General features: G+C 71.0%; 10 protein-coding genes. 5 read left to right on the top strand and 5 right to left on the bottom strand.

The features are described 5' to 3' along the window. Position 1 precedes the first annotated feature (1 nt). The 3 genes from ACFCZF_RS02365 to ACFCZF_RS02355 form a co-directional block, all read right to left on the bottom strand. Positions 2 to 2224 (bottom strand): NHLP family bacteriocin export ABC transporter peptidase/permease/ATPase subunit, encoded by a 2223-nt coding sequence (locus ACFCZF_RS02365; RefSeq protein ID WP_376670034.1) that lies wholly within the window; start codon positions 2222 to 2224, stop codon positions 2 to 4. Beyond that, positions 2221 to 3027 carry an HlyD family efflux transporter periplasmic adaptor subunit gene (locus ACFCZF_RS02360; RefSeq protein WP_376670033.1) on the bottom strand — a complete coding sequence of 269 codons (807 nt, stop codon included), beginning with the start codon at positions 3025 to 3027 and terminating at the stop codon, positions 2221 to 2223. The genes ACFCZF_RS02365 and ACFCZF_RS02360 overlap by 4 nt, the downstream gene beginning before the upstream one ends. Positions 3028 to 3140: 113 nt before the next feature. After that, the gene (locus tag ACFCZF_RS02355) at positions 3141 to 3356 is read right to left on the bottom strand and encodes a hypothetical protein (RefSeq protein ID WP_003978108.1); all 216 of its coding nucleotides are present in this window, start codon (positions 3354 to 3356) and stop codon (positions 3141 to 3143) included. Between the two features lie 569 nt (positions 3357 to 3925). Between ACFCZF_RS02355 and ACFCZF_RS02350 the strand changes: the two genes are divergently transcribed. After that, entirely contained in the window at positions 3926 to 5323 is a 1398-nt protein-coding gene (locus ACFCZF_RS02350) for a S1 family peptidase (protein ID WP_376670032.1), read from the top strand. A 425-nt stretch (positions 5324 to 5748) separates the two neighbouring features. Here the strand turns inward: ACFCZF_RS02350 and ACFCZF_RS02345 are convergent, their stop codons facing one another. Continuing rightward, positions 5749 to 6933, bottom strand: a complete 1185-nt coding sequence (locus ACFCZF_RS02345; protein ID WP_376670031.1) for an acyl-CoA dehydrogenase family protein — start codon at positions 6931 to 6933, stop codon at positions 5749 to 5751. A gap of 314 nt (positions 6934 to 7247) precedes the next feature. Then, positions 7248 to 7685, bottom strand: a complete 438-nt coding sequence (locus ACFCZF_RS02340; protein ID WP_376670030.1) for a winged helix-turn-helix transcriptional regulator — start codon at positions 7683 to 7685, stop codon at positions 7248 to 7250. A gap of 155 nt (positions 7686 to 7840) precedes the next feature. On the opposite strand from ACFCZF_RS02340, the gene ACFCZF_RS02335 reads away from it, so the two are divergent. The 4 genes from ACFCZF_RS02335 to ACFCZF_RS02320 all read left to right on the top strand — a co-directional run bounded on the left by ACFCZF_RS02335 (position 7841) and on the right by ACFCZF_RS02320 (position 12338). Then, the gene (locus ACFCZF_RS02335; protein ID WP_376670129.1) at positions 7841 to 9268 is read left to right on the top strand and encodes an MFS transporter; all 1428 of its coding nucleotides are present in this window, start codon (positions 7841 to 7843) and stop codon (positions 9266 to 9268) included. Positions 9269 to 9523: 255 nt separating this feature from the next. Further along, the gene (locus tag ACFCZF_RS02330; RefSeq protein WP_376670029.1) at positions 9524 to 10702 is read left to right on the top strand and encodes an acyl-CoA dehydrogenase family protein; all 1179 of its coding nucleotides are present in this window, start codon (positions 9524 to 9526) and stop codon (positions 10700 to 10702) included. Positions 10703 to 10862: 160 nt separating this feature from the next. Further along, a complete protein-coding gene (locus ACFCZF_RS02325; RefSeq protein WP_376670028.1) occupies positions 10863 to 11705 on the top strand; it encodes an SDR family NAD(P)-dependent oxidoreductase in 843 nt (280 codons plus the stop codon). 144 nt (positions 11706 to 11849) lie between these two features. Then, positions 11850 to 12338 carry a pyridoxamine 5'-phosphate oxidase family protein gene (locus ACFCZF_RS02320; RefSeq protein WP_376670027.1) on the top strand — a complete coding sequence of 163 codons (489 nt, stop codon included), beginning with the start codon at positions 11850 to 11852 and terminating at the stop codon, positions 12336 to 12338. Positions 12339 to 12356: the final 18 nt, after the last annotated feature.

Here is a 12356-nt window from a genome sequence, read left to right as displayed (position 1 = left end):
CTCACCGCTCCCTGACCAGCGCCGCGTACGCGCCACCGTGCGCGACCAGTTCCTCGTGCCGTCCGCGCTCCACGACGGTGCCGTGCTGGAGTACGACGATCTCGTCGCTGTCCCGGACGGTGCTGAGCCGGTGCGCGATCACCACGCAGGCACAGCCGCGCCGGCGCAGGTTGTCCATGACCACCAGCTCGGTCTCCGCGTCCAGGGCGCTGGTCACCTCGTCGAGGACGAGGATGCTGGGCCGGCGCACCAGGGCCCGCGCGATCTCCAGGCGCTGGCGCTGCCCGCCGGAGAAGTTCCGGCCGTCCTGCTCGACCCGGCTGTGGATGCCGCCCGGGCGGCGCATCACCACGTCGTACAGCGCGGCGTCGCGCAGGGCGTCCACCACCGCGTCGTCCGGGACCGACGGGTCCCACAGCGCCACGTTGTCGCGGACGGAGCCCTCGAAGAGGAACACGTCCTGGTCGACGAAGGAGACGGAGGACGCGAGCGCCCCGCGCGGGATGTCATCGAGCCGCTGGCCGTCGATGCGGATCACGCCGTCCCACGGGGCGTACAGCCCCGAGATCAGCCGGGACACGGTGGACTTGCCGCTGCCCGAGCCGCCGACCAGGGCCACCTGCTGCCCCGGCCCGACGGTCAGGTCGAAGCCGGTGAGCAGGGGCTTGTCGAGCGGGTTGTAGCCGAAGGAGACGTTCTGCAGCTCGACATGGCCGTGCAGCCGGCGGGTGGAGTCGATCCCGCCGGGACGGTCGTAGAGCGGGTCGGCGCGGAAGTTCTCCACGTCCTTCAGCCGGGCCACGTCGGCCGCGAAGTCCTGGATGCGGCTCGCGACACCGTTCAGCCGGGTCAGCGGGGCCGTGAAGCGGACCACCAGCGCCTGGAAGGCGACCAGCAGGCCGACCGAGATGTGTCCCTCGACCGCCCGCATGCCGCCGATCCACAGGATCAGCCCGCTGTTGAGTGTCGCGAGCGTCGGCGCGACCACGCCCAGCCAGGCGCTCGGCACCCCGAGCCGCTGCTGCTCCTCCAAGGTGGTGGCGTGCTGCCCCGCCCACTTGCGGAAGTAGCCGTCCTCACCGCCGGTCGCCTTCATCGTCTCGATCAGCTGGAGGCCGGTGTACGCGGTGTTGGTCAGCCGCGCCGTGTCCGCGCGCAGCTTCGCCGTACGGGTCGCGCGCAGCCGGATGACGACGCGCATCGCGAGGATGTTGAGCAGCGCCACACCGATGCCGACGAAGGTGAGCTGGGGGTCGTACGTGTACAGCAGCACGGCGTACAGGACGACGACGATCGCGTCGACGCCCGCCGCGGCGAGGTCGCGGGCCAGCGTCTCGGCGACGGCGTCGTTGGACTGGAGGCGCTGCACCAGGTCGGCCGGGCTGCGCTGGGAGAAGAAGGTCACCGGCAGCCGCAGCAGGTGGCGCAGGAAGCGGGCGCTGGAGAGGGTGGAGGAGATGATGCGGCCGTGCAGCAGGTTCGCCTGCTGGAGCCACGTCAGCACCACCGTGAGCAGTACGCAGGCCCCCATCGACGCGAACAGCACGCCGAGCAGCGAGGTCTGCCCCCCGATCAGGAACATGTCGATGTAGGTGCGGCTGAGTGCCGGCACCGCCGCGCCGACCGCCACCAGCAGCAGGCTCGCCAGCAGGGCGGCGGGCAGCGTGCCCGCGGTGCCGCGCAGCCGGGCCGGCATCGCGCCCAGCACGCCGGGCTTCCGGCCGCCCCGGGTGAAGTCGTCGCCGGGCTCCATGGTCAGTACGACCCCGGTGAAGGACCCGTCGAAGTCCTCCAGGGACACGAAGCGGCGGCCCTTGCCGGGGTCGTTGATGAACACCCCGCGGCGGCCGAAACGGCGCCCCACGCCGTCGTAGACGACGTAGTGGTTGAACTCCCAGAACAGGATGGCCGGCGCCGTCACCTCGGCGAGGGCGGCCAGGTCCATCTGCATGCCCTTGGCGGTGAAGCCGTAGCCGCGCGCGGCCTTGAGCAGGTTGCTGGCGCGCGAGCCGTCCCGGGAGACACCGCAGGCGATGCGCAGCTCCTCCAGCGGGACGTGCCGGCCGTAGTGGCCGAGCACCATGGCGAGCGAGGCGGCGCCGCACTCCACGGCCTCCATCTGGAGGACGGTGGGGGTACGGACGGTCTTCGCCCGGCTCCTGGGCACCCTGCGCTTCGGCGGGGCGGCGCGGCGTCTGCCCCGGGTCTCCTGTGCGGTGCTCACGGCAGCAGCCAATCGACGGGACGCTCGTCGGCCAGCCGGATGGAACCCGTGGCCATGGTCATGGAGGTCAGGTCGAACGGCGGCCCGTCCGCGGACGACCACTCGTAGCCGCTCTTCGTGGACTTCGAGGTGTCCAGGCGGACCGTCACGGCCACCGGCCTGCCCTCATTGGTGAACTGCTCGCCGAGCTGGCTGTCGCCGAGGAACGCGCCGATCGTCTGCGCCGACTGCACCGAGCGGTCGACCGACTTCACCTCCCCGTGCAGTACGCCGTACTGCTGCGCCGGCACCGACTGGACGGTCAGGTCGACGGAGGCGTGGGCGGGGATGGCGGCGGCCTTCTCGGCGGGGACGTAGACGGTGGCGTAGAGCGGGTCGTCGGCGCGCGCGACCTTCTCCACGGAGGCGACGTTCGCGCCGGTCTGGATGATCTGCCCGACGGTGGCGGCGAGCGCGCTGACCCGGCCGGCGTCGACCGTGCGGACCACGGTCTCGCCCTCGCTGGTACGCACCTTCAGCACGGGGGAGTCGGCGGCGAGCCGCTCACCCTGGCGCGCGAGGACGGCGGTGACCTGGCCGGAGACCGGGCTCTGCAGGAGGTAACTGCCCTGTCCGTGCGTGAGGATGGCCGGCGCGCCGACCGTGGAGGTCACCGAGCCGCTCACCGCCCACACGGAGGCGGCGGCCATCGCGACCACGGTCACGGACAGCACCAGCCAGCCCTGCGGGCGGGCGAAACGCACCGGAAGGTCGAGTTCCTCCGGTGACTGGAGTTTTGCGAGGGCCTGTTGGCGGAACTGCACGTCGGACGTATCCCAGGGTCTTCCGGCGAAGCCGCGGAGGGCGAACCGCGGCACAACGGCCGAAAAGTCCCGGAGCCTGGACGGCTCCGGGACTCAGCGGCACATGGGCGCGATCAGAGACCGGCGACCAGGCCCGTGACCGGGGCCGTGTTCAGGCCGGTGACACCCTCGACGGTGCCGACGGCGGTGTTGAGCAGGCCGGAGACCGGGGCGATGCCGTCCACCAGGCCGGTGACGGTGCCGACGGCGTTGACGTTCAGGCCGCCGGAGACGTTGTCGAGGTCGGCGTCGGAGATCTCGACGGTCTCAACCTGGGGGGTGGAGTTCATGATGGAACTTCCCTTCGTATAGCCATTTCACAAGGGGGGAGCGGCCCCCTCTGGGGACAGATGACGGCCGCGACCGCAGGCGCCGGGCGCCCTTTTCCGGAGCCCTCCGCGGCCCCCGCGGTGCGATGGATCAAAGCACGCTGCCGGTCCGCGCTTCCAATCAAGCACCCCGTCCCACCAGGGCACTTGCAACGCCTGGGCGTCCAACCGTGCAGGAGTGGGCACGCCTTCGCGGCGACTTCTTCACACGAGGCGCGACATCGTCCCGTGCGGCCCCTTGCCCGTACGGAGGCGAATCCGGCACACCCGCCCCAAAGGCGTGCCGAGCGCTTCGGGTTTGTGCAGATCCCCCACCGAGGATGACCGGGTTGGGCATTCGATGTGCAGATTCGCTGAAGCATGGATTCCGCTCCGTGATCGGAACAGAGCGTTACCGGACGAATGCGGAGTGTGTCAATCCGGTGCGATTGAACGGCCTGTCCGGCCCGTGCGTACCAACAGCCATCCAGGCGCCCCCCCAACAGCTGCCGGACCGGCGGCACGGACCCCGTCCCAGGAGGTCGAGAAGGTTGAGTCACAAGCGAATTCCGAAGCGCAAGGCCGCGATGGCGGCAGGCGGTGTGGTGGCGCTCGGCGCGGCCGCGATCCTGCTGCCGAACGCCAACGCCTCGCAGGACGGCGGGTCCTCGGACGACGCCGCGGCGGCGCCGAGGACCCTGAAGGCGGGGGACGCGTCGGATCTCGCCTCGCAGCTCGCCGGCCTGCTCGGCGACGCCTTCGCCGGGTCGTACTACGACGCAGGCGAGCAGCAGCTCGTCGTCAACGTCGTACCCGGCGACAACAACCAGGTCATCGTGCAGGCGAAGAAGGCGGGCGCGGACGTCCGCGAGGTCGACAACAGCATGGGCGAGCTGCGGACCGGCGCGCGGACGCTGAAGTCGGAGGCGACCATCCCGGGCACCTCGTGGGCGATCGACCCGCGCACCAACAAGCTTCTGGTGACCGCCGACAGCACCGTCACCGGCGCCGACTGGGACCGGCTGGAGTCCACCGTCGAGAACCTCGGCTCCGGCATGGCGACCATCAAGAAGTCCGCGGGCACCTTCAAGACCTTCGTGTCGGGCGGCGACGCCATCTTCGGCGGCGGCGCGCGCTGCTCCCTCGGCTTCAACGTCACCGCGGGCGACGGCTCGCCCGCCTTCCTGACGGCCGGTCACTGCGGCGTCGCGGACGACCAGTGGTCCGACGCACAGGACGGACAGCCGATCGCCACCGTCGACCAGGCGGTCTTCCCCGGCGAGGGCGACTTCGCGCTCGTCAAGTACGACGGCCCCGCCACCGAGGCGCCGAGCGAGGTCAACCTCGGGGACCAGACCGTCCAGATCAGCCAGGCATCGGAGGCGACGGTCGGGCAGCAGGTCTTCCGCATGGGCAGCACCACCGGTCTGGCCGACGGCCAGGTCCTCGGCCTGGACGCCACCGTCAACTACCCCGAGGGGACGGTCACCGGCCTCATCCAGACCGACGTGTGCGCCGAACCGGGCGACAGCGGTGGCTCCCTCTTCACCCAGGACGGCCTCGCGATAGGCCTGACCTCAGGCGGCAGCGGGGACTGCGCGGTCGGCGGCGAGACCTTCTTCCAGCCGGTCACCACGGCCCTGGAAGCCGTCGGCGCCACCCTCGGCGGCGACGCGGCGGGCGGCGCGGGCGAGGAGGCCGGCGGCGCGGGTGACCAGGCGGGCGGCGAGGAGGCCGGCGCGGGTGACCAGGCCGGCGGCGAAGAGGCCGGGGGCGGCGACGCCGTCGGCGGCGGTGACGAGGTGGGCGGCGCGGGTGCCGGTGACGCCGGTGACGGTGCCGGGGATGCCGGTGCCGGTGCCGGCAGCGGGGATGCCGGTGCCGGTGCCGGGAACGCCGGTGACGGCACGGGCACCGGCAGTGGGGACGGCTCCGGCCTGACCGGCTGATTCGTAGGCCCCGCACTCCGGCACAGGCTCGGTGACCACCGGGCTCGGTGACCACCGACCGGCTCCCCAGGGATCCGGTCGGCGGTGAGCGGTCCGGCCCTCCGGCGGGAGGACCGGACCGCCGCGCTGTCAGCCCCGCGGCCCCGCCCCCGCGCCGCACATGCCGGCCCCATGCCCACCCCCTCACCCCCACGCCCAGCCCTCCTCCCAGCTCCGCTCCAGGCTGGGGCTCCGCCCCCACGCGTCACCCGCAGCCCAGCCCCGCTCCACGCCAGGGCTCCGCCCCGCGCGCCGCCCTCGTCCCAGCTCCGCTCCAGGCCAGGGCCTCGCCCCCGCGCCCCGCCTTCCTCCCAGCCCCGCCCCCGCCCGGGTCCCCCCCCCACCCCAACCCCCCCCCCCCCCCCCCGGAAGCCGCGCTCGGGTGGTCAGAGGATGTCGCTGCCCGGATCGAGTCCGAGCAGGACCCGGCCCTGCACCTCGAGGTTGGTGTGCACCTGGGCCAGGGCGTGCAGTGAGAAGCCGAGGAGGTCGCGGTGATAGCGCTGGAAGGGCACGCTCCGCTTGATCACGGAGGCGCCGCTCATCGAGTACAGCAACTCCACGGCCTCCTTCGCCAGCTCCGCCGCGAACGCCGCGCGGCCGCGGACCTGCGCCTTCTCCTCGTCCGTGGGCGGTACGCCGGCGTCCGCGCGCTCCTGGAGCAGCGCGGTCACCCGGCCGACGAGCGCGGAGCCCGCCTCGATCCGGTTGGCGGCGGCGGCCACCTGCTGCTGTGTCAGCGGGTGCTGCCGCTGGTCCTCCCAGGAGGTGTAGGTGATGCCGCGCCCGGGGAGCCGTTCCAGGAACAGCTCGTACGCGCCGCGCGCGATGCCCGAGGCCATCGTCGCGTACAGCGTCATGATGAACGCGACTGCACCGTAGCCCCTTCCCGGCACTTGGGCGTTCCACCGCTCGCCAGTCTCGCCGGTCACGGCACCCTCGTACGAGATCAGCCGATGGGCGGGGACGAAGACCCGCTCGGCGACGGCGGTGGCACTGCCGGTGCCGCGTCCCGCCGACACGTCCCAGTCGTCGACGATGGACAGCTCCGTCAGCGGTACGAGCGCGAAGAACTCCTCCTCATCACCCTCCTCGCCGTCCGGACGCTCCAGCACCGCGGCCACGCAGTCCCAGTCGGCCGCGTGACAGCCGGAGTTGTAGTTCCAGCGGCCCGTCAGCAGATAGCCGCCGTCCACCGGAGTGAGGCGTCCGGTGGGCGCGAAACCGAGCGACACCCGTACGGCGCCCCCGTCGAACACCTCCTTCTGCGCCTGGTCCGGGAAGAGTCCGGCCATCACCGCGCCGGTGAGCCACACCGTCATGTTCCAGCCGGTGGACGGACAGGCGCGGGCCACCTCGCCCACCACCTCCGCCTGCCGGGCCAGGGGCAGGTCCAGACCTCCGAACCGCTCGGGCACCGCCATGCGGAACACCCCTGCCCGGTTCAGGAGTCTGAGGGTCTCCCGAGGTACTTGCCCCCGTTCCTCCGCCTCGGCGCCGTGCTCCCGGATCACGGGAGCGGCGGCGCGAACGGAATCCAGCAGGACGGCTGATTCCTGACGTTCAGTCACGCATTCCTCCGAAGTGGCCGTGCCCGAGGGAACTCGGGCATCCCGCCCGGAAGGTAGGCCGCCCGGAGCATCAGCAGGCCACCATGCGGTCACCGGCGAGTCATTCCACCGCACATTCGGACGCCTATTCGGTCCGCATTCAGGGCCCATTCGCTGCTCACTCGCTGGCCATTCGGAGGTCATTCAGGGGGCAGTTTCCGGTAATCGGCGAGTAATCGCCGAGTAATCGGCCAGGCATGCGTTCGGCGCGCCGAGAACGCATGGCACATCGGCGCGCCGGATCAGCGAAGGCGAATCGGGAAACGGTGGGCGGCTCAGGACGCCTCGGCCTGTGCCGACGCCCGCTGGTCATACTCGGTGCGGGCGTCCGAGATCTCGCTCTGGTGTGCCTCCGTCCAGGTCACCAAGGTGCGGATGGTGTTGTGCAGGGTCCCTCCCAGTGGCGTCAGCTCATACTCGACGCGCGGGGGAACCACCGGGTGAACAGTGCGTTTGATCAGGCCGTCCCGCTCCAGCTGACGCAGCGTGACGGTCAGCATGCGCTGACTGATGCCCTCGATCTGCCGGCGCAGTTCGCTGAAACGCAGAGTGCGGCGGTCCAGGAGCGCGATCACCAGCAGGGACCACTTGTCCGCCACACGGTCCAGGATCTGGCGTACCTCGCAGCCCTGCCGCGTGTCCCACTGCATCACCTCGTAATCGTCGTCGGTACCCGTGCAGTGAGTGGGTGACTTCAAAGTGCCTTCTTCCATAGCCATTCAGACTGCCGGATGATGCCTGTGGTTACAAGTGGGAACCGCATTTCCAAGCGGTCGCCCGGGTTCCGTTTCCTCCCCCCTTTTCTCTCCAGCAAGGAGTCATTTCCGTGTCCGCACTGCAATCCTCTCCGGACAGCGGCACTGATCGCATGAGCGGGCGCGCTTGGGGCGTGCTGTTCGTGCTGTGTGGTGCGATCTTCCTCGAGGGCGTCGACGTCGCCATGCTCAACGTGGCGCTGCCGTCGATCCGGGCCGACCTGGGCCTGTCCACCGGCACGCTCCAGTGGGTGATGAGCGCCTACGTCCTCGGTTACGGCGGCTTCATGCTGCTCGGTGGCCGCGCCGCCGACCTCTTCGGGCGCCGGCAGATGTTCCTGTTCTGGCTGACCGTGTTCCTGCTCTTCTCCGGGCTCGGCGGACTCGCGACCGAGGGCTGGATGCTGCTCGTCGCCCGGTTCGTCACCGGTGTGGCGGCGGCCTTCATGACCCCGGCCGGCCTGTCGATCATCACCACCAGCTTCGCGGAGGGCCCGCAGCGCAACAAGGCCCTGCTCGTCTACTCCGGCACCGCGGCGGGCGGCTTCTCCATCGGCCTGGTGGTCGGCGGCCTGCTGGCCTCGGCCGACTGGCGCTGGGTGTTCTTCGCCCCGGTGATCCTCTCGTTCATCGTCCTGGTCGCCGGCGCGGCCCTCATCCCCAAGTCGCCCAAGCCCGACCGCGCCGGACAGCGTATGGACGTCGGCGGTGCGATCAGCGTCACGGCGGCCATCCTGCTGCTGGTCGTCGCCGTCGAGCGCGCCAGTCACGAGCCGGTCGGCGAGACCGCGCTGATCGTCGCCGCCAGCCTGGCGCTGTTCCTGGTGTTCGTACTGATCGAGCGCAAGTCGTCCACGCCGCTGGTCCGGCTCGGCATCTTCCGCAACGGCAGCCTGGTCCGGGCAAACCTCGCGGGACTGCTCTTCGCGGCCGGGTTCTTCGGCTTCCAGTTCATCATCGTGCTGTACCTGCAGGAACTGCGCGGCTGGTCCACGCTGGAGACCAGCTTCGCCATGATCGTGATCGGCATCGACGCGATCCTGTCGCCGACCCTCACCCCGAAGCTGGTGGAGAAGTTCGGCAACGGCCGGGTCATCTTCGGCGGTCTGCTGCTCGCCACGCTCTCGTACGCCCTGATGCTGCCCGTCGGCCTCGACTGGACGTACATGATGATGTTCCCGAGCCTCATCATCCTGGGCCTCGCCTTCTCGCTCGCCTACGGCCCGCTGACCATCGTCGCCACCGACGGCATCGCGGAGGAGGAGCAGGGCGTCGCCGGCGGACTGCTGTACACCTCCTTCCAGTTCGGCGCCGCGCTCGGTCTGTCCTCCGCCACCACGGCGATCACCGCCGCTACGGACGGCACCAGCCCCCAGGAGATGCTCGACGGTCACCGCGCGGCCCTGCTCGTCCCGCTGATCGCCGCCGTCGTCGCCGTCGTGATCAGCATGTTCGGGCTGCGCGGCAAGAGCGGCGCGGCCACGGCCGAGCCGGCCGCCGAGGCCGGCCCCGTCCTGGAGTCGGCGGAGACCGCGCGCTGACCCCAGACCCGTTTCACGGGCCCCCTGCGTTCGCCCCAGGCAATCCCCCGCGCCTGGGGCGAACTCCTTTTCCCGCTCATCCCGTTTCTTCCCGCCCTTCCCGCTCATCCCGTTCTTCCCGGCCAATTCCGATGCTTACCGGCCGCTGACCGTCCGCACACCCGGCCCGCCGCCCTGAGATTCCGCGATTACCGGCCCAAGAGCCCTCCTCGGCACACTGAATTCCGTAAACCGGACAGGAGCCGAGGAGGCAGAATGACCACGAACGAAGGCGCGACCGCTGCGGTGTTCGACAAGGTGGCCGACCTGGCCGGCCGTTTCCGGGAATCCGGGGCACCGGCCGAGGAACGTCGCTGGATTCCGGAAGAGAACATCGATCTCCTCGAAAAGGCCGGTGTCTTCCGTCTCAACGTTCCGGCTCGCTTCGGCGGCCTCGAGGCCCCCGTCGCCGACCAGGTGCGCATTATCAGCGAGATCTCCCGCGCCGACACCGCCACCGGCTGGGTCGCGATGATCTACGTGTCCAGCTCCTGGGTCCCGAGCCTGTTCCCGGACGAGGCGCAGAAGGAGGTCTACGCCGACGGCTCGGCACGGGTGTCCACCGGCTTCACGCCGACCGGCACACTCACCGCCGAGGACGGCGGCTACTCCCTCAGCGGCAGCTGGAAGTGGATCTCCGGTGCCCGCGGCGCCGGCTGGGGCCTGCTCGCGGCACTGCTGAACGGGCCCGACGGCACCCCCGTGCCGCACGCGGCGCTGGTGCCGTTCTCCGAGCTGACGATCGCCGACGACTGGCACACCTCCGCCGCGGCCGGCACCGGCAGTTCCACGGTCGGCGCGACAGACGTCAAGGTTCCGGCCCACCGGGTGGTCAGCCTGCTCGACGTGCTCGCCGGCACCACCGGGGACCGCGCCGACACCGGTGCCGCCGGCCGCAACTACGCCTTCATCCCGTTCTTCATGGCGCAGGGCAGCGCGGCCTACCTGGGCATCGCGCGGGGCGCGTACGAGCTGTTCCTTGAGCGGCTGCCCGGCCGAGGCATCACCTACACGTCGTGGACCGACCAGAGCCAGTCCCCGCTGACCCAGATCCAGGTCGCCACCGCCGCCAACCGGATCGCCGCCGCCGAGGCACTGCAGGAGACCTGGCTGCGGCGGCTGCAACGGCACGCCGACGCCGGCACCCTGCCGTCCGTCGCGGAGCGGGCCGAGGCGCGCGGCCAGGCCGCGTTCGCGATCCAGCTGGCCAAGGAGGCCGTCGACGGACTCTTCGAGGCGGCCGGCGCGTCGGTGATCATGCGGGACGTTCCGTTGCAGCGCTTCCACCGGGACATGCGCGGCCTCGCCCTGCACGCGTTGTTCGCCTTCAACACCAACCAGGAGGTGCACGGCCGTTCCCTCCTCGGCCTGGAGCCGGACACGCCGTTCCTCTGAGCGGCCACGCCCGGTCGTGCCGGGCCGCACTCCCGCAGGGGCCGCCGGACCGTCCCCCGTCCGGCGGCCCCCGCGTCCGGGGAGCGTGCGCCGGCGCGGTCCCACATCCCACAGCACGGCCGGAATTCAGCACGGCCCATCCAGTACGGGAGACGAAGCCATGACGCAGACAGACATCCTGGTGCTGGGCAGCACCGGGAAGACGGGACGCAGGGTCGCCGCGAGCCTGCGCGCGCGAGGCGCGTCGGTGCGCGCCGCCGGCCGGTCCGCGCAGGTCCGGTTCGACTGGAACGACGATCGCACCTGGGAGCCCGCCCTCACCGGCGTTCGCGCCGCCTACCTCGTCGACCGGCAGGACCAGCCCGGCGCATGGGACGCCGAGGCCGAGATCGGCGCCCTGGCCAAGCTCGCGGTCGAGTGCGGCGTACGCCGCCTCGTCCTGCTCCAGGCCCGCACCACGGGCCTGGTGGGCGGCAAGGACCTCGGCGCCGGCGAGCGCGGTGTGCGCGACTCCGGTGCGGAGTGGACCGTGCTGCGGCCCAACTGGTTCTTCCAGAACTTCGACGAGGGCGTGCTGCTGGACGCCGTACGCGCGGGCGAGATCCGGCTGCCCACCGGGGACGGCCGCGAGCCGTTCGTGGACGCGGGCGACGTCGCCGAGGTGGCCGCGGCGGCACTGCTCGACGACGGGCACGCCGGGCAGGTCTACGACCTCAGCGGGGCCCGCGCGCTCACCCTGGCGGAGGCGGCCGAGGAGATCTCCGGGGCCCGCGGGCGAGCGGTCACCTACCTCCCCGTCGCACCCGACGACTACGTCGCCGAGCTGCTCTCCTACGACGTCCCCGCCGACTACGCGGGCTTCGTGGCCGACCTCGCCGGGCAGATCCGCCGGAACCTGAACGCCACTCCGACCGACACCGTGGAGCGTGTCCTGGGGCGGGCCCCGCGGGACTTCGCGGATTTCGCGCGGGAAGCCGCGGGGCGCGGTGCGTGGGACGCCTGAAAGGCCGTGAACCGGGTTCTCCCGCGGTGAGTCGGTGACTTCAAAGTGCCTTCTTCTCCCGGAGCGGAGTGTGCGGCACGCTGAGGTCGACTGGGGGCACATCGCCCGCATTCTGCTTTTCGACGAATTTTCGAGGTGCCGCACATGGGTGCTGTGAAGGTTGCTTCGTTCTCGGAAATCGAGGACGCCTTCGTGAACTACATCCAGGACATCGTGTACTGCACGATGATCACTGTCGACAAGAAGGGAAGACCGCGGGCGCGTGTTCTGCTGCCCATCTGGGAAACGGTGGACGGTAAGCCGGTCGGCTGGCTGGCCGCCTACAAGACCCCGGTCAAGGTGGCCCACCTGGCGAACAATCCACACACCACGTATTCGTACTGGAATCCCCGGCAGAACGCGGTCTTCGTCGACAGCGTCTCCCACTGGGCGGAGGACCTGGAGACCAAGACCTACGCCTGGGAGCTGTACGCCAAGGGCAGCCCGCGCGGCGTCGGCTACAACCCGGGCAACTTCTGGCGGGGCCCGGCCGACCCGAAGTACGGCCTGATCCGGATCGATCCCTGGCGCGTTCAGGTACTGCGCGGCGCGGACCTGAGCAGCCGCCTCTGGACGGACGAGTCCCACCGCTGACCGCGTCCACCACGACGG

It is taken from the genome of Streptomyces sp. NPDC056296, assembly GCF_042268605.1.
Lineage (GTDB): Bacteria > Actinomycetota > Actinomycetes > Streptomycetales > Streptomycetaceae > Streptomyces.
The sequence above is the reverse complement of the archived record's forward strand: the minus strand, read 5'-3'. Positions and strand labels throughout refer to the sequence as shown.

Bases quoted from the DNA above. Each gene is read 5' to 3' on its own strand.
- ACFCZF_RS02355 (WP_003978108.1), bottom strand. From the start codon at position 3,356: ATGAACTCCACCCCCCAGGTTGAGACCGTCGAGATCTCCGACGCCGAC.
- ACFCZF_RS02340 (WP_376670030.1), bottom strand. From the start codon at position 7,685: ATGGAAGAAGGCACTTTGAAGTCACCCACTCACTGCACGGGTACCGAC.
- ACFCZF_RS02335 (WP_376670129.1), top strand. From the start codon at position 7,841: ATGAGCGGGCGCGCTTGGGGCGTGCTGTTCGTGCTGTGTGGTGCGATC.
- ACFCZF_RS02330 (WP_376670029.1), top strand. From the start codon at position 9,524: ATGACCACGAACGAAGGCGCGACCGCTGCGGTGTTCGACAAGGTGGCC.
- ACFCZF_RS02325 (WP_376670028.1), top strand. From the start codon at position 10,863: ATGACGCAGACAGACATCCTGGTGCTGGGCAGCACCGGGAAGACGGGA.
- ACFCZF_RS02320 (WP_376670027.1), top strand. From the start codon at position 11,850: ATGGGTGCTGTGAAGGTTGCTTCGTTCTCGGAAATCGAGGACGCCTTC.